23 protein-coding genes and 2 pseudogenes are annotated in these 19,944 nt (G+C 70.7%); 13 read left to right on the top strand and 12 right to left on the bottom strand.

Annotated features, from left to right (window positions below):
* Positions 1-10: 10 nt before the first annotated feature.
* Together NLX86_RS11595 and NLX86_RS11590 are read right to left on the bottom strand one after the other, a co-directional pair.
* Entirely contained in the window at positions 11-1,384 is a 1,374-nt protein-coding gene (locus NLX86_RS11595) for an FAD-dependent oxidoreductase (RefSeq protein WP_254371554.1), read from the bottom strand.
* Between the two features lie 99 nt (positions 1,385-1,483).
* A complete protein-coding gene (locus NLX86_RS11590; RefSeq protein WP_302061252.1) occupies positions 1,484-2,152 on the bottom strand; it encodes a DUF305 domain-containing protein in 669 nt (222 codons plus the stop codon).
* 139 nt (positions 2,153-2,291) lie between these two features.
* On the opposite strand from NLX86_RS11590, the gene NLX86_RS11585 reads away from it, so the two are divergent.
* On the top strand, positions 2,292-3,788 hold the full coding sequence (locus NLX86_RS11585; protein WP_254371553.1) for a hypothetical protein: 1,497 nt from the start codon (positions 2,292-2,294) through the stop codon (positions 3,786-3,788).
* On the opposite strand, the gene NLX86_RS11580 is transcribed toward NLX86_RS11585, so the two are convergent.
* The 5 genes and pseudogenes from NLX86_RS11580 to NLX86_RS11560 form a co-directional block, all read right to left on the bottom strand.
* Entirely contained in the window at positions 3,779-4,405 is a 627-nt protein-coding gene (locus NLX86_RS11580) for a TetR/AcrR family transcriptional regulator (protein WP_254371552.1), read from the bottom strand. The two genes, NLX86_RS11585 and NLX86_RS11580, sit on opposite strands and share 10 nt — an antisense overlap.
* A 159-nt stretch (positions 4,406-4,564) precedes the next feature.
* Positions 4,565-5,268, bottom strand: a pseudogene (locus NLX86_RS11575) (HAD family hydrolase).
* On the bottom strand, positions 5,265-5,975 hold the full coding sequence (locus tag NLX86_RS11570; RefSeq protein ID WP_254371551.1) for a phosphatase PAP2 family protein: 711 nt from the start codon (positions 5,973-5,975) through the stop codon (positions 5,265-5,267). The pseudogene NLX86_RS11575 and the gene NLX86_RS11570 overlap by 4 nt, the downstream one beginning before the upstream one ends.
* Before the next feature lie 33 nt (positions 5,976-6,008).
* On the bottom strand, positions 6,009-6,944 hold the full coding sequence (locus tag NLX86_RS11565; RefSeq protein ID WP_254371550.1) for a M56 family metallopeptidase: 936 nt from the start codon (positions 6,942-6,944) through the stop codon (positions 6,009-6,011).
* 103 nt (positions 6,945-7,047) lie between these two features.
* Positions 7,048-7,617 carry a DUF5134 domain-containing protein gene (locus NLX86_RS11560; protein ID WP_254371549.1) on the bottom strand — a complete coding sequence of 190 codons (570 nt, stop codon included), beginning with the start codon at positions 7,615-7,617 and terminating at the stop codon, positions 7,048-7,050.
* A 199-nt stretch (positions 7,618-7,816) separates the two neighbouring features.
* Between NLX86_RS11560 and NLX86_RS11555 the strand changes: the two genes are divergently transcribed.
* Positions 7,817-8,377, top strand: coding sequence for a GNAT family N-acetyltransferase (locus tag NLX86_RS11555; protein WP_254371548.1), 561 nt, complete (start codon positions 7,817-7,819; stop codon positions 8,375-8,377).
* Here the strand turns inward: NLX86_RS11555 and NLX86_RS11550 are convergent.
* The 3 genes from NLX86_RS11550 to NLX86_RS11540 all read right to left on the bottom strand — a co-directional run bounded on the left by NLX86_RS11550 (position 8,367) and on the right by NLX86_RS11540 (position 9,796).
* Positions 8,367-9,050: a glycerophosphodiester phosphodiesterase family protein gene (locus tag NLX86_RS11550; protein ID WP_254371547.1), complete on the bottom strand. Its 684-nt coding sequence runs from the start codon at positions 9,048-9,050 to the stop codon at positions 8,367-8,369. The two genes, NLX86_RS11555 and NLX86_RS11550, sit on opposite strands and share 11 nt — an antisense overlap.
* A 185-nt stretch (positions 9,051-9,235) precedes the next feature.
* Positions 9,236-9,532, bottom strand: a complete 297-nt coding sequence (locus tag NLX86_RS11545) for a hypothetical protein (RefSeq protein ID WP_254371546.1) — start codon at positions 9,530-9,532, stop codon at positions 9,236-9,238.
* Between the two features lie 93 nt (positions 9,533-9,625).
* Complete coding sequence (locus NLX86_RS11540) at positions 9,626-9,796, bottom strand: hypothetical protein (RefSeq protein WP_254371545.1); 171 nt, start codon at positions 9,794-9,796, stop codon at positions 9,626-9,628.
* Between the two features lie 125 nt (positions 9,797-9,921).
* Between NLX86_RS11540 and NLX86_RS11535 the strand changes: the two are divergent.
* From NLX86_RS11535 to NLX86_RS35015, 7 genes and pseudogenes are all read left to right on the top strand, one after another.
* Positions 9,922-10,745, top strand: a pseudogene (locus tag NLX86_RS11535) (LLM class flavin-dependent oxidoreductase).
* A 54-nt stretch (positions 10,746-10,799) separates the two neighbouring features.
* Positions 10,800-11,081, top strand: coding sequence for an alpha/beta hydrolase fold domain-containing protein (locus tag NLX86_RS11530; protein ID WP_308409576.1), 282 nt, complete (start codon positions 10,800-10,802; stop codon positions 11,079-11,081).
* Positions 11,082-11,162: 81 nt separating this feature from the next.
* Positions 11,163-12,548: a DUF6421 family protein gene (locus NLX86_RS11525; protein WP_254371543.1), complete on the top strand. Its 1,386-nt coding sequence runs from the start codon at positions 11,163-11,165 to the stop codon at positions 12,546-12,548.
* A 26-nt stretch (positions 12,549-12,574) separates the two neighbouring features.
* Positions 12,575-13,330 (top strand): SDR family oxidoreductase, encoded by a 756-nt coding sequence (locus tag NLX86_RS11520; RefSeq protein ID WP_254371542.1) that lies wholly within the window; start codon positions 12,575-12,577, stop codon positions 13,328-13,330.
* Positions 13,327-14,388, top strand: a complete 1,062-nt coding sequence (locus NLX86_RS11515; protein ID WP_254371664.1) for a low specificity L-threonine aldolase — start codon at positions 13,327-13,329, stop codon at positions 14,386-14,388. The genes NLX86_RS11520 and NLX86_RS11515 overlap by 4 nt, the downstream gene beginning before the upstream one ends.
* A 75-nt stretch (positions 14,389-14,463) precedes the next feature.
* Entirely contained in the window at positions 14,464-15,048 is a 585-nt protein-coding gene (locus NLX86_RS11510; protein WP_254371541.1) for a transglutaminase domain-containing protein, read from the top strand.
* A 184-nt stretch (positions 15,049-15,232) separates the two neighbouring features.
* Positions 15,233-15,367: a hypothetical protein gene (locus NLX86_RS35015; RefSeq protein ID WP_374213864.1), complete on the top strand. Its 135-nt coding sequence runs from the start codon at positions 15,233-15,235 to the stop codon at positions 15,365-15,367.
* A gap of 23 nt (positions 15,368-15,390) precedes the next feature.
* Here NLX86_RS35015 and NLX86_RS11500 read toward each other — a convergent pair whose 3' ends face one another.
* Positions 15,391-16,113 carry a 1-acyl-sn-glycerol-3-phosphate acyltransferase gene (locus NLX86_RS11500; RefSeq protein WP_254371540.1) on the bottom strand — a complete coding sequence of 241 codons (723 nt, stop codon included), beginning with the start codon at positions 16,111-16,113 and terminating at the stop codon, positions 15,391-15,393.
* Between the two features lie 145 nt (positions 16,114-16,258).
* Positions 16,259-16,675 carry a DUF4395 domain-containing protein gene (locus tag NLX86_RS11495; RefSeq protein WP_254371539.1) on the bottom strand — a complete coding sequence of 139 codons (417 nt, stop codon included), beginning with the start codon at positions 16,673-16,675 and terminating at the stop codon, positions 16,259-16,261.
* 76 nt (positions 16,676-16,751) lie between these two features.
* On the opposite strand from NLX86_RS11495, the gene NLX86_RS11490 reads away from it, so the two are divergent.
* From NLX86_RS11490 to NLX86_RS11475, 4 genes are all read left to right on the top strand, one after another.
* On the top strand, positions 16,752-17,165 hold the full coding sequence (locus NLX86_RS11490) for a thioredoxin family protein (RefSeq protein WP_254371538.1): 414 nt from the start codon (positions 16,752-16,754) through the stop codon (positions 17,163-17,165).
* 134 nt (positions 17,166-17,299) lie between these two features.
* Positions 17,300-17,806, top strand: coding sequence for a flavin reductase family protein (locus NLX86_RS11485; protein ID WP_254371537.1), 507 nt, complete (start codon positions 17,300-17,302; stop codon positions 17,804-17,806).
* Between the two features lie 190 nt (positions 17,807-17,996).
* The gene (locus tag NLX86_RS11480; protein ID WP_254371536.1) at positions 17,997-18,782 is read left to right on the top strand and encodes an electron transfer flavoprotein subunit beta/FixA family protein; all 786 of its coding nucleotides are present in this window, start codon (positions 17,997-17,999) and stop codon (positions 18,780-18,782) included.
* 57 nt (positions 18,783-18,839) lie between these two features.
* Positions 18,840-19,802: an electron transfer flavoprotein subunit alpha/FixB family protein gene (locus NLX86_RS11475; protein WP_254371535.1), complete on the top strand. Its 963-nt coding sequence runs from the start codon at positions 18,840-18,842 to the stop codon at positions 19,800-19,802.
* Positions 19,803-19,944 lie beyond the last annotated feature (142 nt).

The following is a 19,944-nucleotide window of genomic DNA, read 5'->3' as shown; positions in this document are numbered from 1 at the left end:
GGGCCCCAGGCTACGGGTGTGTCGCCGCGCTCGGTCGCTCCTCAGGGATCCCGGCAGCGGTGAGCAGCCCCGGCCAGTCCGCGATCTTCACCGACCGCCGGCCCAGCGAGCGCCCCAGGGCCACTTCCGCGTCCTCGATCGCCAGCCAGCCCGGCCACTCGACCGGACGCAGCCCCGACTGCCGCAGTACGTCGAGCGGTTCGCCGGCGACCTGGCGCTGCCCGAGCAGCGCGGCGTCCGCCAGCAGCGACGTCACCGTCTCCTTCGCGCACGGCCGGTTGGTGCCGATGACCCCGGTCGGCCCGCGTTTGATCCAGCCGGCGACATACTCGCCGGGGGAGGGCGCACCGTCGCGCAGCACGCGGCCCGCCGCATTCGGCACCGTGCCGTGCGCCGGGTCGAACGGCAGCCCCGGCATCGGCACCCCGCGGTATCCGACAGAGCGCAGCACCAGCTGCGCCTCGATCTCCTCGTACGTACCGGTGCCGGTCACCCCGCCCAGTCCGTCGGGCAGCGTGTGCTCGAACCGCACCCCGGTGACCCGGCCCGCCGCGCCGAGCAGTTCCACGGGACGCAGGAAGAACCGCAGGTGGATCCGGCGCGCGCCGCCGCGCGGCGGCTGAACGGCCCAGTTCCGCAGCGCCTCGACATTGCGCCGGTTCACGGCGGGCAGCCCGGACGGGTCCCCGAAGGCCGGGTCGAGAGCCAGTTCCGCCGCGTCGACGACGACGTCCGCGTCCGGCAGCGAGCCCAGTTCCCGCAGCTCCTTGGTGGTGAACTTGCCCTGCGAAGGGCCCCGTCTGGCCACCATGTACACGTCGCGCACCTGGCTCAGCGCCAGCGCGCCGAGCGCCGACTGCGGCATGTCGGTCGGGACCAGCTCGTCCGCGCCACGGGCCAGGATGCGGGTCACGTCCACCGCCACATTGCCCGCGCCGATGACCACCGCGGAGCGCGCCCCCAGGGCGAAGCTGTCCGGGGCCGCGTCCGGATGCGCGCTGTACCAGGAGACGAACTCGGTGGCCGAATGGCTGCCGGCCAGGTCCTCGCCCGGTACCCCGAGCCGGCGGTCCTTCGCGGCGCCGACGCAGTACACCACCGCGTGGTAGAGCTCCAGCAGGCGGCTGGGCGGCAGCTCCGGGCCGCCGACCTCGACATTGCCGACGAAGCCGATCCGGTCGTGCTCCAGAACGGTCCGCAGCGCGCCCTGCAGCGATTTGATCTTCTCGTGGTCGGGCGCGACGCCGTAGCGGACCAGCCCGTACGGGCACGGGAGGCGGTCCAGCACATCGACCCGTACGCCCGGCACCTCGTTCTGCTGGACGAGCGACTGCGCGGTGTAGACCCCACTCGGGCCTGAACCGACAACGGCGACACGAAGCACGGCGGGGCTCCCTTCCCGCTGGGTGCTACCAGGATGACACCGGGACCCACCGCCGGGCCACGGCCCGACGGGACCGGTGTGTCACGGCACTCGGATGCGTCACGGGGTCATGGACCGCATGCGGCCGATCTCGGCGGTCTGCTGGGCGATGACGTCGGTCGCCATCTCCTCGACGGCGATGTTGTTCCCGTCGGTGAGCGCCTCGGTGGCCATCGTGACCGCGCCGTCGTGGTGAGTGATCATCAGCTTCAGGAAGAGAGCGTCGAACGCCTTGCCCCTGGCGCCGCGCAGGTCCCCGAGCTGCTTCTCGGTGGCCATTCCCGGCATCGCGCCGTGCTGATGCCCGTCCTGCTTCTTCGCCCCGCCGTGGCTGTCCAGCCACCCCCGCATGGCTCCGATCTCCGGCTTCTGGGCGGCCGCGATGCGGTCGGCGAGCCGCTTCACCTTCTCGGATCCGGCCTGCTTCCGGGCCAGTTCCGTCATGGTCAGAGCCTGGGTGTGGTGCTCGATCATCATCTGGGCGTACGTGAAATCGGCCGCGTTGGGGCTGTCGTCCGCGCGCTCCGCCGCGGCGTCCTCGGCCGACAGGGTCCTGGCCGGCTCGCCGGGTCTGCCCGGCGCGACCACCGAGGGCCCCGGCGCGGCGCCGCGCTTCGGCGACTCGGCGTCGCCGCCCGACTCGCAGGCGCCGAGAGCGAGTACCGCGGCCACGACCGTCACCGAGACGGTGAACAGGCGGGCACCCGCACGCTTCTGACGACTGATCAACACAACGGCCTCCTGTGACAGCGGTGATCAAGGACTTCGATTACATCTTCGTTGCCATCTGTTGGAATGTGCATGCAAAGGAAGATACTGCCGTGGTCCGTGACCCGTTCAACTCCGAACGGATACAAGGGAGGACGACGTGACCTCGTTGCACAACACCCGCGTGCGGCGCAGATACCTGGGTGTGGCCGCAGCCGCGGCTGGGCTCTTCGCCACACTTCTGGCGGCCGGTCCCGCGGCTGCCACACCCGATCCCGGAGACGCCCCGACCCAGGGGCAGGTCTCCAAGGAACTGGCGGCCGACACCCGGTCCGCCGTCGCGAGCGGCGAGATACCCGGTGTGGACGAGATCGTCCACAGCGACAACATCGAACATCTCACCAACATCCCGAAGGACGCCCTCAAGGGCCTCAACACCGACCTGGCCTTCCAGGGCGAGTACGCCTTCGCGGGCAACTACGACGGCTTCGTGATCTTCGACATCAGCAACCCGAAGGCCCCGAAGACCGTCACCCAGGTGCTGTGTCCCGGGGCCCAGAACGACATCTCCGTCTCCGGTGACCTGCTCTTCCTCTCCACCGACTCCTCGCGCAGCGACAACTCCTGCAGCAGCACCTCGCAGCCCGCGACCGAGAAGTCGTCGTGGGAGGGCATGAAGGTCTTCGACATCAGCGACAAGGAGAACCCGAAGTACGTCGCCGCTGTCGAGACCGCATGCGGCTCGCACACACACACCCTGGTGCCCGAGCGCCGCAACATCTACGTGTACGTCTCGTCGTACTCGCCCAACGCGGCCTTCCCGGACTGCCAGCCGCCGCACGACGGGATCTCCGTCATCAAGGTGCCGCGCAAGGCCCCCGAGAAGGCGGCGGTCGTGAACTTCCCGGTGCTCTTCCCGGGTGAGGGGCCCGACGGCGGCGGCAACCCGGGCGGGCCCACCAACCCGGGCGTCTCCAAGACCACCGGCTGCCACGACATCACGGTGCTGCCGTCGAAGGACCTGGCTGCCGGAGCCTGCATGGGTGACGGGATCCTCTTCGACATCGAGGACCCGGAGAACCCGAAGGTCATCGACAGGGTCCAGGACAACGTGAACTTCGCGTTCTGGCACTCGGCGACCTTCAACCAGCGGGCCAACAAGATCGTCTTCACCGACGAGCTGGGCGGCGGCGGCGCCGCGACCTGCAACGCGGAGGTCGGCCCGAACCGGGGTGCCAACGGCATCTACGACATCACCGGCAAGGGCGACAAGCGCAAGCTGGTCTTCCGGAGCTACTACAAGATCGACCGTCACCAGGCGGACACCGAGGTGTGCGTGGCGCACAACGGCTCGCTGATCCCGGTCAAGGGCCGCGACATCATGGTCCAGGCCTGGTACCAGGGTGGCGTCTCCGTATGGGACTTCACCAACTCGGCCGAGCCGAAGGAGATCGCGTACTTCGAGCGCGGGCCGGTCACTCTGGACCGCGTCACCACCGCGGGTCCGTGGTCCGCGTACTACTACAACGGCCACATCTACTCGAACGACATCGCCAAGGGCTTCGACGTACTGAAGCTCGACGACCGGCGCACTGACGGCGCCAAGTGGGTGCGGCTGCGCGAGCTCAACGTGCAGACCCAGCCCGACTACCGCTGATCAGGAGTTCCGCCGGGCGGTTTGCCGCCCGGCGGAACACCCAGCTCCCAGTCCAGCCCGTACCGCTGGAACAGCTCCGCCCGCAGCCGGGCCGGCGGCATCGGCGCCCCCGGCAGCAGCACCGCCACCACCGCGCCCATGAGCAGGGCCCGCAGCAGCGGATAGTCGGTGTCCACATCCGTCGATCCGGCCCGGGCGACGGTGTCGCGCAGCAGCTCCGCGAGGCGCTGCTGCTCGGGGCACTGCACAAAGCCCTCTGCCTGCAGAATGCCGGCCATGTGCGTCCGCATCAGCACCGGATGGTCCCGCGCCAGGCCGAGAATCGCGTCGATGGCCCGGGCCAGCCGCTCGCGACCGTCGTCGGTGCGCGGCTCCCGCTCCAGGGCGGCCTCCAGCGTGCGGTGCATCAGCCGGTGCACCGCGGACTGCAGGAGCTGGCGCTTTCCGGGAAAGTAGTACGACACCAGTCCGCGGGCCGCACCCGCCCGGTCGGCGATGTCGGCCAAGGTCGTGGCCTCGTAACCGCGCTCCCCGACGAGGTCCAGCGTCGCCTGCAGCAGGCGTTCCCGGGAACGCCTGCGCAATTCTTCATTGACCGAGGCGCTGCGCGGGGACATGCTTGACTCCTGCGTTGACTGGCTCCCAGCCAATATACTCAGCGCATGCCGCACCGGGCCCTTCCGGGGTGCTCGTGGTGCGGTTGTGCCGTCGGTACTGGGCGACGCGGGGGATCGTCCAGTGCCGGCGGCAGTCTGCTGTACCGGCCCGGGACACGATCAGCGCCCTTTCCCCACCCGGTCCAGCACCGGCCGCAGCCCGTCGGGCCGCTCCGCCGCCGGCAGATGGTCCACGAAGTGCACCGCACAGCCGAGCGCCGCCGTTCCGCCGTCCGTACGACGGTCGTCGCCGACCATCAGCACGTCCCCCGGATGCCGGCCGAGCGCCTCGCAGGCCGTCCGGAAGAGCAGCGCGTCCGGTTTCTGGACACCGTGTTCGTACGACAGGACGTACGTGCCCACATGGGTGTCGAGGCCATGGGCCCGGAACACATGCCGAAGGTCCCAGCCGATGTTGCTGACCACACCCACGCCGATTCCCCGCCCCCGCAGAGCGCCGAGCACGTCGGCCGCGTCGGGGTAGGGAGTCCACGCGGCGGGAGTCCTATGGCGTTCGTACAGCGCGTCGTGCAGCCGAGGATCGGGCAGGGCGACCTGCCGGCTCAGACCGGTGTACGCCGCGCGGTGGCGCTCGGTGCTCTCGTCGCGGGTCGCCCACAACTCGGCCGGCTCCGGCGGCACCACGACCGGGTCGGCGCCACCGGGCAGCGCCCCCGCCGTCTCCAGCTGCCGCGCGTACGCCAGAAACTCGCCCGGGGCAGCGTGATCCCGAAGTCGTCGAGGACGGCGCCGAGCCAGGACGGGGTGGATTCGATACGGAAGAGGGTGCCGGAGAAGTCGAACAGCACAGCCTTGATCGTCATATGCGCGATCCTCCCCGGACCCCGCCGGAACCACACCGCTCGTACAGGGTGACCGAGAGCGCCACGACCAGGGCCCCGAGCAGCCAGCCGCCGACGACGTCGGAGAACCAGTGCACCCCCAGATACAGCCGGGTGACGCCGACGCCGACCACCGAGACGGCCGCCACGGCGAGGGCTGCCCGCCACACCGGGGCGCGCGCCCCGAACCTGCGCAGCAGCCAGAGCAGCAGCCCGAACGCGACCACGGCCGTCATCGCGTGCCCGGACGGGAAGGCCGCGTAGTGCGCCGAGTCCACCGGATCCGGCCAGCGCGGCCGGTCCCGCCCGACGGCCGCCTTGAGGCCCTGCTGTACGACCGTGCCCACGACGCCGGTGACCACGACCCACCCGGCGAGCACCCGCTCACCCCGCCACCACAGCCACCCCGTGGCGAGCGCGAGCATGATCCGCATCGTCCACGGGTCCCAGACCCAGTCGCTCAGCACCCGGTTCAGGCGGGCGAACCCGGGATCTTTCACCGCCTTGCGGTGCAGCACGTCGGCGACCTCGCGGTCGTACGCGAGAAGCGGCGCCCACTCGGCAGCGACCAGCGCCAGCAGAACCGCCGACAGCACCGCGAGGACCGAGAGCGCCGCGATCACCGCCCCCGCTCGCGGCGGACGAGCGGACGGCGTACCGGACTTGGGGGGCGGAGCCGTGAAGCGCATGGCGCGATCATCGCCGATCGCGGGTCCGCCGGGCTATCCGAGAGCGCTGAGTCCGGGGATGAACGCGACGAGCAGCGGGACGACCGGCACCAGCGCGGCGGCCGCCGTCAGCCGCAGGCGACGGCCCGCGGTCAGCCGGGGTGTCGCGGTGAGCAACCGGTGCACCCGCTGCGGCACCTGCGCCTGCGGGGTGGGGCATGGGCCGAACACCCCCCGGTCTTCGTTGAGTTCGACCAGCGCGAGGGCGATGGTCAGCCGGCCGAAGCGGCGCGAGGCGACATCGTCGGCGGCCAGTTCCACCAGCCGGTGCATCTCGTCGCGGAACGCGGCGAACACCGGCACCTGCGGGAAGCCGGTGGCCAGGGCGGCGGAACAGTGCAGCAGCCAGTCGTGCCGGGCCGCGGCATGACCCTGCTCATGGGCGAGCACGGCGTCCAGCTGACGCCCCTTCAGGCGCTGAAGTGCGCCCGTGGTGATGACCAGTCGGGGCGCGGCGCCCGGCAGCCACCAGGCATCGGGACGCGTGCCTTCCAGGACGACCAGGCGTTCGGGGCCGGGCTGCTCGCCCGGCAGCAGCGGGGAGCGCACGAGGAGTTCCGTGCGCCGCCGCTTGCGCCGGGCGCGCGTGCGGCGGATCTCCTGGGTGAGCATCGCGGCGGTCCAGACGGCGCCGCAGGCCAGCAGGAGCGCGGTGCCGGCCGCCCACGGGCCGCCCACCCCCAGGGCGTACGCCTCGACCACCCCGTTCGGCGCGGGGGCGAACACGCGGCCCCGCACGGCCTGCCAGGCGGCGGACGCACTGAGGGTCATCGAGAGCGCGAAGGACAGCAGCACCCCGGCCACCACGCACTGCCACACCCACAGCGCCACCACCGGCTCGCGCTCCGGCCAGTCGGCCCGGGCCAGCAGCCTCGGGGCCACGACAGCGGCCAGTGCGCCGAGCAGCAGCAGCACGCAGGGGACCATCATGGCTCCAGCGTATGAGCGACTGCTACTCACGGGTATGACCTTGACCGTCAAGTGACGGACGACACCTTTCGCGGGGGACCTGGCGCCCGGAGCCGCGCGGCGGTCACAGGGCGAGCAGCATGGCGAACATCCCGATTCCCATGGCCAGCCGGCAGGCCGTCGTCACCTCGGGCCGCACCCCCCACGCGAACCCGGCGCCTCCCGGCCCCCCGGCCGCGGCGGCAGCCGTGACGGACAACAGCCCGGCCCCGGTGCGCAGCACGTACACCCCGTAGTACGCCAGCAGCACCCCGGTGAGCAGCGGAACGCCACCCGCCGCGGTGGCCGCGCCGTGCCCCGCGGGGGCGCCGCCGGGCAGCATCGCCACCGCCATGTAGACCATCACCAGCGATCCGACGAGGTGGTGCAGATGGTGAGCGCCCAGCCGGGACAGCCACAGCGCCCGCAGCGCGGCGACACCGAACACCCCGCACAGCACCGCCCCTGCCCACTCCGGCGGGCCGGCCACCGCCGTGGGCACCGCCATGGCGGCCATGCCGAAGCCCATCACCGCCTCGCTGCCGGCCGCGCTGCGCTGCTCCTCGGACGGACTGCGCAGCCGCAGCAGGCAGTAGGCGCCGGTCGCTGCGCAAAGCGCGACGAGCAGCCATGCGGACGTCACCGGACCGTGCAAGGCGCACCTCCCCGTTCGACGGTGTCCCTCAGGGGTGGTGATGCCCACGGCCCCCGGCGCGCACGCGAGCGCAGCGGGGTAGTGGGGGAGCGCACGGACCGCCGGACAGGGCCGGGTTACGCTCTGCAGTGCCCGGGACCGGCGCCTGCTGCAGGACCGGGCGCCGGGACACCAGCACGTGAAACGGAGACCGCACCCGATGGACACCGCCCCGCACCAGGCCGCAGCAGAACTCACCTTCAGGGACGCCACCGAGGCCGATGTGCCGGCCCTCGTCGAGCTGATCGAGTCGGCCTACCGGGGCGACGCCAGCCGGGTGGGCTGGACCACGGAGGCGGACATCCTCCAGGGGCAGCGCACCGACCCCGAGGGTGTCCTGGACGTGGTCAGGTCCCCCCTCAGCCGCCTGCTCGTGGTGCATCGCGACGGCGGGCTCGTCGCCTGCTGCCAGCTCGAACACCGCGGCGACAGCGCGTACTTCGGCATGTTCGCGGTTCGCCCGGAACTCCAGGGCGCGGGCCTCGGCAAGGTGATCATCGCCGAGGCCGAGCGCTCCGTACGCGAGACCTGGGGCGCCCGCGAGATGCACATGACGGTCATCTCGGCGCGGGACGACCTGATCGCCTGGTACGAGCGCCGCGGCTACCGGCGCACCGGGAAGACGACCCCGTTCCCGTACGGCGACGAACGCTTCGGCATCCCGCAGCGCGACGACCTGGAGTTCGAGCTGCTGGTCAAGGCGCTCGCCTCTAGGCCGTGAAGCGGCCGGTGCGCCGGATCTCCGGGTAGTCGGTCGTCGCGCCGTCCACTTCCAGCGCCCGGACCAGGCGCAGATGATCCTGGGTGTTGACCACCCAGCCGATGACCTTCAGCCCGGCGGCGTGCGCGCTCTCGACCGTCTCCAGCGTGAGCCTGCGGATGTTGAGAGCGATCGTTTCCGCTCCTGCCGCGCGGGCCCGGTCCACCACGTCGGCGCCGTAGTGGCTCCCGATCAGCGTGGTGCGTACGCCCGGTACGAGCCGCGCGATCTCGGCGACCGCCTCGTCGTGGAAGGACGACACGTCGACCCGGCCGGTGAGGTCGCGCCGGTGCATGACGTCGGCGAGGGCCCGCGCCGCCGCCACGTCCTTGATCTCCGCCTGCAGGGGCGACCGCACGGCATCGAGGACCTCCTCGAAGACCGGGACGCGCTCGCCCTGGCCGGCGTCGAGCTCCCGCAGCTCGGCGAGGGTCATGTCGGCGATGGCGCCCTTGCCGTCCGTGGTGCGGTCGACCTCGGCGTCGTGCATCACCACGAGTGCGCCGTCCTTGCTCAGGTGCAGGTCCAGTTCGATGACGTCCATGCCCGCGCGTTCCGCGCGGACGAAGGACCGCAGGGTGTTCTCCGGCTCCACACCCATGACCCCGCGATGACCGATGGTGAGGAAAGTCAAGGTCTCTCTCGCTTCCGTCGACGGCGGCAATCCCGCGCGGCGACCTGACACCGACCACGCGGCAAGCAGGCAGCCTAACGGCCTGCCCCGACAATGGGACCGGCCTCACACGGCGCTTTTCCCCCGGCCGGAACCGGGCGGCTCCCGCCCGCCCCGCCTCCGGCGTCGCCCGGCCGTGCATCCCGTCACCCGTGCGTGGGCGCGTCCTGCGCATCTTGACGCGGCGCCCGCGCCATCCGGGCCAGATCCTCCGCCAGCGCCTGCGCCAGTTCCAGTTCGGCGAGCTGCTGCCGCTCGCTCCAGCGGAGCGCGACCTGCGGATCCGCCCACTCCTCGACTCCCCGGGCGCGGGCCGGCGCGTCCCGCACCTGCCGCAGCTCGCCCCGGGTGCGCTCGATGTGCTCCGCCACGAGCGCGCGCAGCCGGGCGGGGTCGGCGAGATGGCCGAGCCGGACGCGCAGCAGCAGCGGGTGCTTGAGCACGGGGGGCCCGGCCTCCTCGGTGTCCCTTGCCCACCGGGCGAGCGCCTCGCGGCCGGTCCCGGTGATCGTGTACTGGCGTGTGGTGCGGGACGCCTAGGGTCCGGAGCGCCGCGAGGTCGCGTACCCGAGCGTTTCAAGGCGGCGCAGCTCCGCGTAGATCTGGCTGATGGCGGGCGACCAGTAGAAGAAGCGCAGCGAGGCGTCCGCCCACTTCTTCAGCTCGTAGCCGGTCCGCGCGCCCGGGAAGGACAGCAGACCCAGCACCGCCCAGGCGGTCGGCGGGAGTTCACCCGATCCCGATGCCCCCGGTCCCGGCTCTTGCCTCCTCGAGATCTGACATAGCGAATTGAAATGACGCAGGGCGCGGGACGCAACCCCCTGGAGGCAGCGTGAAATTCTCCGTGATCTTCGAAGCCCAGCTGGCCGACCCGACCGTCGAGCGGGAGCACCAGGTCATCCGGGACAGCGTCGAACAGGCGGTGCTCGCCGAGCGTATGGGCTTCGACCGCGTCTGGGCCGTCGAGCACCACTCGCTCAAGTGGTACGCGCACATGAGCGCCCCCGAGATCTTCCTGACCTGGGTGGCCGCGAAGACCAGCACCACCCGGATCGGCCACGGGGTGGTGTGCATGCCGTTCAACTTCAACCACCCCGTCCGGGTCGCCGAGCGCGCGGCGATGCTCGACCTGCTCTCCGGCGGCCGCCTCGACCTCGGCGCGGGGCGCGGCGGCACCGTACAGGAGACGTCCCTGTGCGGGGTGGAAAGGGACCGTACGGCCCAGGAGGTGGAGGAAGCCCTGCGGATCGTCGGCAAGGCGTGGCAGCAGGATGAACTCGAGTACCACGGGGAACTGATCGACATCGGTCCGCATCCGATCCTGCCGCGCCCCCGGCAGGCCCCGCATCCGCCGCTCTTCCTCGCCTGCAGTCGTACGGAGACCCTCACCCAGGCCGCGGAGCTGGGCATCGGGGCACCGACCGCATCCCGGTCCGCCCCACCGCCACCGCGACCTTCAACGCCGACCACGCCTACGGCACGGCGGACGACGCGATCGCGTACGTGGAACGGCTCCGCGACGCGGGCGCCGACGAGATCATGTGCCTGATCCAGATGGGCACCGTGCCGCAGGAGGCATGCCTGGAGACCCTCCGGCAGTGGGGCGAGAAGGTCATCCCGCACTTCCGGAGCACACGCGAGGAGAACTGCGCATGACCCTGGAGGCCGACCGACCGGCCGGCCCCCGCCGCGGCCCTGCGCCGAAGCCCTGTGCCGCGAGTCGGGCGCCACCGTGGGCTGCGCCGGGCGGCCGGGCACGCCGCGGAAACCGCCGGATGCGGTCCGCTGTGTGACGAGGGTCGCGCGTACGTGGAGAGGTTGCGGGCATCCGGAGTGGAGGTCACCGAGAGGCACCACCCCGGCATGTTCCACGGGTTCTTCTCGTTGCCGGCCTACCTGGACGACGCGCGCGACGCTCTCGCCGATGAAGCGATTGCCTCGACGGCCTCTGACGGCAAAAATTGCGGTGGAGGTGGGGTCGGGGCGGGATAATTTCCCGAGATCCCACTTGAACGGGAGAGCCTCGCGCGTATACGGTGTCTTAACGCGAGGTTCTCCTGTGAAGGAAGTGTCATGACGGAAATTCTTGTGCAGGACCTGCCCGGTGGGGGCATAGCCACCGACGAGCGGGTGATCGACCACCCGGCATGGCCCGTGCTCAAGACCGCCGTGGAAGAGATCCGTCCCTGGCAGTCCAAGGACGGGTCCATCGACTTCGGCGCCGAGGGCGCTCCCTCCCGCGCCGCCGCCAAGGCCACGCTGGAGCGTGTTGTCGACGCGGTCCAGGAGCTCGCTCCGCTGCTGCCGAACAACGCCGCGTACCACCGCGCCCTCGTCGCGGACCTGCGCAAGTGGGCCGACGGCGGGTTCGTGGTCCCGGACTTCCTGGACTCGCTGCTCGCCTTCCAGCCCGCCGGGCAGCGCGCCGACGGCCTGCAGCACCTTGTCGTCTTCCCGATGTACACGCAGAACGGCAACCCCGACCGCAACCTCGAGGCCGTCGTCCTGCGCATGGTGTGGCCCGACTGGCTCGCCGAGCTCGAGCGCACGCGTTACGACAACCCGCTGTTCCTCGGCATCACGTTCGAGGACTTCACCGCCGGTTACGACACCAACTCCGCGGTGCTCTTCCCCGAGACCATCGCCGTGCGCGAGGCCCCGGAGCGCTTCACCTGGGGCGGCATCTTCTGCGACCGCGAGGCGGCCCGCTTCCGCAAGGTCACCGAGGCGGCCGTCGACACCCTCGGTCTCGAGCTGCCCGACGACATCCGCGCGATGGTGTCCGACCAGGAGCGCTGCGAGAAGGCCTTCGTCCTGTGGGACATGGTCCACGACCGCACGCACAGCCATGGCGACCTGCCGTTCGACCCGTTCATGATCAAGCAGCGCCAGCCGTTCTGGATGTACGGGCTGGAGGAGCTGCGCTGCGACCTCACCGCCTTCAAGGAGGCCGTGAAGCTGGAGGCCGAGGGCAACGCCCATGGCCGCGATGTGCAGTACGCCGTGCTCTTCGACCGGATGTTCCGCTTCCCGCTCAGCGGTGACCGCGTCCGCAACTACGACGGACTGGGCGGCCAGCTGCTCTTCGCGTACCTCCACAAGCACGACGTGGTCCGCTGGACGGACAACACCCTGAAGATCGACTGGGACCGGGCCCCGCAGGTCACCAACCAGCTCTGCGCGGAGATCGAGGAGCTGTACCGGGCCGGCATCGACCGCCCGAAGCTGGTCCACTGGTTCGCCGCGTACGAGCTGGTCTCCACCTACCTCGCTCCGCACCCGGGATCGCGCTGGGCCAAGGGCCCGGACGCCCTCGACCTGACGCTGCCGCCGCGCAAACTCGTCGACGACGTGCTTCCGGACGAGTTTCCGCTCAGCATGTTCTTTGAGGCGCTCGCCAAGAAGCTCAAGGACGTGATTGCCTCCACCAAGGGGATCACCGCGGCGGGCGCCGCGTGAGCACTCGTGCGCAGGAGGCGACGTCCATGTACGGAAACGGAAACGGGAAGCTCAGCGGAGCGGTGATCGCGGTGGCCGGCGCAGCCGGTCCGGCGGGCCGCGCCACCCTGCTGACACTCGCGGAGGCGGGCGCGACCGTGGTCGCCTCCGACGCCGACGCGGCGCGCCTGGCGGAGGCGGTCGACGCGGCGCGGTACGCGCACGGCGGGGCCACGGTCGTCGGTGACACCGTCGACCTGCTCGATCTCGGCGCGGCCCGGGAGTGGGCGACCCGTACCGAGAAGGAGTTCGGCCGGATCGACGGTCTGGTCCACCTCGTCGGCGGCTGGCGCGGCAGTGCCACCTTCCCGGAGACCGACCTCGCCGACTGGGAGCTGCTGGAGAAGCTGCTCATCAAGACCGTCCAGCACACCTCGCTGGCGTTCCACGACGGGCTGCTGCGCAGCGACCGCGGCCGCTATCTGCTGATCAGCGCGGCCGGCGCGTCCAAGCCCACCGCGGGCAACGCCGCCTACGCCGCGTCCAAGGCGGCGGCCGAGGCGTGGACGCTGGCACTGGCCGACTCCTTCCGCAAGGCGGGGGGCGCGGAGGGGCCCCGTACGGCGGCTGCCATCCTGGTGGTCAAGGCACTGGTGCACGACGCCATGCGCGCCGAGCGCCCGAACGCGAAGTTCGCGGGCTTCACGGACGTCAGGGAGCTGGCCGAGGCCATCGCCGGCGTCTGGGACCGACCCGCCCAGGAAGTGAACGGATCCCGTCTGTGGCTGACCCCGCAAACCTGAGGACCGACGCCCGCCGGCATCACGACCCGGCGGTGCGCGGATTCGCCAGCGACAATTACGCGGGAGCGCATCCGGAGGTTCTGGCGGCGATCGCCCTCGCCAACGGCGGCCACCAGGTCGCCTATGGCGAGGACGACTACACCGAGCACCTGCAGAAGATCATCCGAAGCCACTTCGGCCCGTACGCCGAAGCCTTCCCCGTCTTCAACGGCACCGGAGCCAATGTCGTCGCGCTCCAGGCGCTGACCGACCGCTGGGGCGCCGTCATCGCCGCCGAGTCCGCGCACATCAACGTGGACGAGGGCGGCGCGCCCGAGCGCATGGGCGGGCTGAAGCTGCTCACCGTACCCACACCGGACGGCAAGCTCACCCCTGAGCTCATCGACCGGCAGGCCTGGGGCTGGGAGGACGAGCACCGGGCGATGCCGCAGGTCGTCTCGATCACCCAGAACACCGAACTCGGCACGGTCTACACGCCGGACGAGATCCGGGCCATCTGCGAGCACGCCCACGAGCGCGGCATGAAGGTCCACCTGGACGGCGCGCGGATAGCCAACGCCGCGGCGTCCCTGGACGTACCGATGCGCACGTTCACCAACACCGTGGGTGTGGACGTGCTGTCGTACGGCGGCACCAAGAACGGCATGCTCTTCGGCGAGTCCGTGGTCGTCCTCAACCCGGACGCCGTGCGGGCGATGAAGCATCTGCGCAAGCTGTCGATGCAGCTCGCCTCCAAGATGCGTTTCGTCTCGGTGCAGTTGGAGGCGCTGCTCGCCAAGGACCTGTGGCTGCGCAACGCCCGGCACGCCAACGCCATGGCGCAGCGGCTCGCCGACGGGGTCCGTACCGTCGACGGCGTGGAGATCCTGTATCCGGTGCAGGCCAACGCGGTCTTCGCGCGGCTGCCGCACGAGGTGAGCGTGCGCCTGCAGAAGCGTTACCGCTTCTACTTCTGGGACGAGGCGGCCGGCGACGTCCGGTGGATGTGCGCCTTCGACACCACGGAGGACGACGTGGACGGCTTCCTTGTGGCGCTCAAGGAAGAGATGAGCAAGTAGCAGGAATTGCATAGCTATGCGGCCGACCGGATTTCGATTGACGTCCGGTCGGCCGTTTGCGTGGCCTCGGCGGGTATGGAGCTGATCCAGGAAGTACCCGAAACAGCTGCGTATCTGGCGGCGGATGAGGTCATCGACCACGAGCACCCACTGGTACGGGAGACGGCGGCGCGCCTGCGCGCGGAAGCGTCCGACGCATACGCATACGCCAAAGCCGCCTTCGAATTCGTACGCGACACCATCCCGCACTCGTACGACTCGGGAGACATGCGCGTCACCTGGCGCGCCTCCGACGTACTCGGGCAGCGCACCGGCATCTGTTACGCCAAGGCGCACGCCCTGGCCGCCCTGCTGCGCGGGCTCGCGGAAGGCATCCCCACCGGTATGTGCTACCAGGGGCTGGGGGTCATCCACGGCCTGGTCGCCGTCAAGCTCCCGGGCCACGAGACATGGGCGCGGCAGGACCCGCGCGGCAACAAACCAGGAATCGACGCGCAGTTCTCGCCGGACCGGGAACAACTGGCCTTCACGGCCCGCACCGAGGAGGGCGAGACCGACTACCCCACCGTGTACGCGTCGCCCCCGCAGCCCGTGCTGAAATCGCTCCAGGAGGCTTCCGGCCGGGGCCAGTTGTGGCAGCTGCTGCCCACCGCACTCTGACGCCCCGCCACTTCGACGCAAGGCAGGACATGACTCTCGCACTGCTGTCTCGGACGAGGTACGCGCGCTCGTACCGGGATTCACCCCTCTCGCCGTCGAGGCCCGCGGTCTCGTCAACGGGCCCAGCGACGAGGCGAGTTCCGCCCTCCTGGACGCCGCGACCCGGCGGCTCACCGAGGAGTCGGTGAACGCCGTCTTCCTGCTGGAGAGCCTGGCCCCCATGCCCCGTGTCGAACTCATGGCCGCGGGCAACGAACTCGCCGAGACGCTGGAGAAGTACAGCCCCGGGGCGGACATTTCGGTCCGTACCCCGGGGTGACGCTTCGGCCGGGGCCCGCCCGCTCAGCCTGCCTCGCGCACCTGATCGGGGGTCGGCGCCGTCCCGCCGAGGTGAGCGGGGATCCACCAGGTGTCCTGCGCGTCCTTGGGGCGTACGGGATAGGAGCGCTGCGCGGCCTCCAGCAGCTCCTGTACGCGCTCGCGCAGCCGCCGGGTGATCGCACCGGCGTACTCGTCGGTGGGTGCCGGCATCGGCTCACCGACGCGCATCGTGATGGGGATGTGGCTGCGGCCGAAGTTGCGCGGGCGGCCCTTGGTCCAGATCCGCTGGGTACCCCACAGTGCCATCGGGATCAGGGGCACGCCGGCCTCCTGGGCAAGGCGCGCGGCACCCGACTTGAAGCTCTTCAGCGTGAAGGACTGGGAGATCGTCGCCTCCGGGAACACGCCGATGATCTCACCGGACCGCAAGGCGTCGAGCGCGTGCGCGTAGGACGCCTCACCCTTCGCCCGGTCCACCGGGATGTGCTTCATCGCGCGCATCAGCGGCCCGGACACCGTGTGCCGGAACACCGACTCCTTGGCCATGAAGCGGACCATCCGGTTGGAGGACCGGGCGGTCAGTCCCGTGAAGATGAAGTCCAGATAGCCGATGTGGTTCGAGACCAGGACGGCACCGCCCGTGCGCGGGATGTTCTCTGTCCCCTTCATGTCGATCCGCAGATCGAGCGCCTTGAAGAGGGTGTGCGCCGCACCGATCACGGGGCGATATACCAGTTCTGCCATCTCGAGGGGGACCCTTCTCTCATGCCTGGGGGGTTCTCCCGGCGGAAGTTACGCTGCCGTAGGTTGCGGCAATGGTGCAGATCGTGCCCCATGCGCGCGCGAGTGGCCAGTCCTGCCGCCCGCGGGCGGCGAGATTCTCGTCACGTCAGCCGGAGCGCGCCGTCACCCTGCGCAGCAGCAAGTACATCTCGCAGCCCAGGCAGTAGCCGAACGCGGAGTTCAGGAAGGCGGCGGCCAGAGCGGCCGCAGTCGCCGTCATCCCGAGCCACAGCGCGCCCGCTGCGTAGCCGGCCAGAGCGACCGCGGCGAAGGCGAGGCCCACGGCCTGCGCGAAGCGGGGCGGCGCCGCGTCCTCGAACTCCGTCGGCGGGCCGATGCGCGGCCGGACCGCGGTGCGGAACAGCAGTCCGTACGGCGAACGCTGTACGCCGGCGAACGCGCCCAGCGCGAAGCACAGCGTCTGCCACGCCAGCAGCCAGACGCTCCCGGTGATCAGTACGCCAGCCAGCACGACGGTGGTGACGGCCGCGCCGAACCGGGGGCCCCTGATGTCGATGTCCATGGGCACCAGCATGGCGCAGCCGGTACCGCGCCGAGGACCGGGAATTCTTGCGGTCCCGTGAATGCTGGAACGGGGGATGACCGGACTGATGGTGTGTGTGGTGGTGCTCGCGGCCGCGAGCGCCTTCGGGCTGCTGCACAAGCGGCGCGGCGGGAGGCTGAAGGTGCGCGCGCGGGACAACGAGAGGCGGCTCGGCGCGACCGAGCTGGGCGCGGAACTGGGGACACGGGCGACGCTGGTCCAGTTCTCCAGCGCCTTCTGCCAGCCCTGCCGGGCGACCCGGCGGACACTCGCCGATGTGACGGCCATGGTGGCGGGTGTCGCCCATGTCGAACTCGACGCCGAGGAGCACCTCGCCCTGGTGCGTGAGCTGGGCATCATGAAGACGCCGACCGTGCTGGTGCTGGACGGCCGGGGGCGCATCGTCCGCAGGGCCGCCGGGCAGCCCCGGAAGGCCGACGTCATCGCCGCACTCGGCGAAGCGGTGTGAGCGGGGGCCTTGACGCGGCTCGCATCTCCCGGTGAGCACTTGACTGCACCCACCACGAATCGTCAGTCTGACGCCATGCGGCCACAACTCCTTCTCCACGGCCGGGTCCAGACGGCTGGCAGAAGGACAAGTCCATGACGGCTTCGCCCGGTATCGGCACTCTCCGGCCGGCCTCGCCCGACCTCCTGCGCTCCGTCTTCCGGCAGCACGCCGCCGGTGTCGCGGTGATCACCGCGGCGGGGGAGCGCCCCGTCGGATTCACCGCCACCTCGCTCAACTCGGTCGCCGCCGAGCCGCCGCTGATCTCGTTCGGGGTGGGCAGCGGCTCCTCCAGCTGGCCCGTCATCGCCGAGGCCGAGCACATCGGCGTACACATACTCGGCGAGCACCAGCAGGAGCTGGCCGCCACTTTCGCCCGCAGCGGTGCCGACCGCTTCGCACCGCCCACCGAATGGCGTACCGGGCCGGAGGGTGTTCCGGTGCTCGACGGCGTGCTGGCGTGGCTGGTGTGCCGGGTGGTGGCGCGGGTGCCGGCCGGGGACCACCGCATCGTGGTCGCGCAGGCCGTCGTCGGCGACCCCGCGGGAGCGGGGCGGCCGCTGATCTACCACCAGGGGCGCTTCAACGCGCTGAGGGACTGACGCCCGCCGGTTACGCAGCGTTGCCAAGGTCACAGTTCAAAGCGCTTGCTTACCGGGAAGTAGCTGGGTGTACTGACGAGTAATATTTCGTTCGGAGCGCGGCCCGCCCCGACCGGGATCCGCCCAGTAAGGCGCCTATGCTGCCAAGCACAAGGCAGCTCAATAGAGACGATGCAGTAGGAGAGCCGGCGTGAGCTTGAGGATCGTTGTCTGTGTGAAGTACGTGCCCGACGCCACCGGCGACCGGCACTTCGCCGATGACCTGACCGTCGACCGCGATGACGTGGACGGCCTGCTGTCGGAGCTGGACGAGTACGCGGTCGAGCAGGCGCTGCAGATCGCCGACGAGGCGGACGACGCGGAGATCACCGTGCTGACCGTGGGTCCGGAGGATGCCAAGGACGCGCTGCGCAAGGCGCTGTCGATGGGTGCGGACAAGGCCGTTCACGTCGAGGACGACGATCTGCACGGCTCGGATGTGATGGGCACCTCGCTGGTGCTCGCGAAGGCGATCGAGAAGACCGGCTACGACCTGGTCATCTGCGGTATGGCCTCCACCGACGGCACCATGGGCGTGCTGCCGGCGATCCTCGCCGAGCGCCTGGGCGTTCCGCAGGTCACGCTGCTGTCCGAGGTCTCGGTCGAGGACGGCACCGTGACGGGCCGCCGGGACGGCGACGCCGCGGCCGAGCAGCTTCAGGCGTCCCTGCCTGCCGTGGTGTCGGTGACCGACCAGTCGGGCGAGGCGCGTTACCCGTCCTTCAAGGGCATCATGGCCGCCAAGAAGAAGCCGGTTGAGTCCCTGGACCTGGAGGACCTGGAGATCGACGCCGACGAGGTCGGCCTCGAGGGCGCCTGGACCAAGGTCGACTCCGCCGCGCAGCGTCCGGCCCGCACCGCCGGCACGATCGTCAAGGACGAGGGCGAGGGCGGCAAGCAGCTGGCCGAGTTCCTTGCGAGCCAGAAGTTCATCTAAGGCTCTCTGCCCCCAACTGCCCCCAGTTCTTCGTACTTGCAGGAGAGAAGAAGTCCCATGGCTGAAGTTCTCGTCTACGTCGACCACGTGGACGGCGCCGTCCGCAAGCCCACCCTCGAACTGCTGACGCTGGCCCGCCGTATCGGCGAGCCCGTCGCGGTCTTCCTCGGCGCCGGTGCCGACGCCGCCGCCTCCGTGCTCGCCGAGCACGGCGCGGTCAAGGTGCTGGCCGCCGACGCCGCCGAGTTCGCCGACTACCTCGTCGTCCCCAAGGTCGACGCGCTGCAGGCCGCCTACGAGGCCGTCTCCCCGGCCGCCGTCCTCGTCCCCTCCTCCGCCGAGGGCAAGGAGATCGCGGCCCGCCTCGCGGTCCGTATCGGCTCCGGCCTCATCACCGACGCCGTCGACATCGAGGCCGGCGACGAGGGCCCGGTGGCCACCCAGTCGGCGTTCGCCGCCGCCTTCACCACCAAGTCCCGCATCTCCAAGGGCACCCCGGTCATCACCGTCAAGCCCAACTCGGCCCCCGTCGAGGCCGCTCCGGCCGCCGGCACGGTCGAGCAGCTCGCCGTGACCTTCGGCGCGCAGGCCACCGGCACCAAGGTTGTCTCCCGCACGCCGCGCGAGTCCACCGGCCGCCCCGAGCTGACCGAGGCCGCGATCGTCGTCTCCGGCGGCCGCGGCGTCAACGGCGCCGAGAACTTCCACATCATCGAAGCCCTGGCCGACTCCCTCGGTGCCGCCGTCGGCGCCTCCCGCGCCGCCGTCGACGCCGGCTGGTACCCGCACTCCAACCAGGTCGGCCAGACCGGCAAGTCCGTCTCCCCGCAGCTCTACATCGCCTCCGGGATCTCCGGCGCCATCCAGCACCGCGCCGGCATGCAGACCTCCAAGACCATCGTCGCCATCAACAAGGACGCCGAAGCCCCGATCTTCGACCTGGTCGACTATGGCGTCGTCGGCGACCTGTTCGAGGTCGTCCCGCAGCTGACCGACGAGGTCAAGACCCGCAAGGGCTGACCTGCAGGATCTCGGCAAACCCGGGGCCGCGTGGTGATCTTCACCGCGCGGCCCCGGGCTGTTCCGGGCAAACATTGACGCAGGTCGGCACGGAGACTAATTTTGCTATACGGATTGTTGATTCCGTGAAGCGGAAAATAGG

Origin of the sequence: Streptomyces sp. A3M-1-3 (genome assembly GCF_024213665.1) — a bacterium.
Taxonomy (GTDB): Bacteria; Actinomycetota; Actinomycetes; order Streptomycetales; family Streptomycetaceae; genus Streptomyces.
Note: the sequence above shows the minus strand (reverse complement) of the source record. Positions and strands in the feature narration are given on the sequence as shown.

What these genes read in the sequence shown, in the direction of transcription:
- NLX86_RS11510 (WP_254371541.1), top strand. Translation starts at nt 14,464, where the DNA reads ATGGAGCTGATCCAGGAAGTACCCGAAACAGCTGCGTATCTGGCGGCG.
- NLX86_RS11520 (WP_254371542.1), top strand. Translation starts at nt 12,575, where the DNA reads ATGTACGGAAACGGAAACGGGAAGCTCAGCGGAGCGGTGATCGCGGTG.
- NLX86_RS11500 (WP_254371540.1), bottom strand. Translation starts at nt 16,113, where the DNA reads ATGGCAGAACTGGTATATCGCCCCGTGATCGGTGCGGCGCACACCCTC.
- NLX86_RS11580 (WP_254371552.1), bottom strand. Translation starts at nt 4,405, where the DNA reads ATGTCCCCGCGCAGCGCCTCGGTCAATGAAGAATTGCGCAGGCGTTCC.
- NLX86_RS11495 (WP_254371539.1), bottom strand. Translation starts at nt 16,675, where the DNA reads ATGGACATCGACATCAGGGGCCCCCGGTTCGGCGCGGCCGTCACCACC.
- NLX86_RS11525 (WP_254371543.1), top strand. Translation starts at nt 11,163, where the DNA reads ATGACGGAAATTCTTGTGCAGGACCTGCCCGGTGGGGGCATAGCCACC.
- NLX86_RS11475 (WP_254371535.1), top strand. Translation starts at nt 18,840, where the DNA reads ATGGCTGAAGTTCTCGTCTACGTCGACCACGTGGACGGCGCCGTCCGC.
- NLX86_RS11485 (WP_254371537.1), top strand. Translation starts at nt 17,300, where the DNA reads ATGACGGCTTCGCCCGGTATCGGCACTCTCCGGCCGGCCTCGCCCGAC.
- NLX86_RS11490 (WP_254371538.1), top strand. Translation starts at nt 16,752, where the DNA reads ATGACCGGACTGATGGTGTGTGTGGTGGTGCTCGCGGCCGCGAGCGCC.
- NLX86_RS11565 (WP_254371550.1), bottom strand. Translation starts at nt 6,944, where the DNA reads ATGATGGTCCCCTGCGTGCTGCTGCTGCTCGGCGCACTGGCCGCTGTC.
- NLX86_RS11555 (WP_254371548.1), top strand. Translation starts at nt 7,817, where the DNA reads ATGGACACCGCCCCGCACCAGGCCGCAGCAGAACTCACCTTCAGGGAC.
- NLX86_RS11570 (WP_254371551.1), bottom strand. Translation starts at nt 5,975, where the DNA reads ATGCGCTTCACGGCTCCGCCCCCCAAGTCCGGTACGCCGTCCGCTCGT.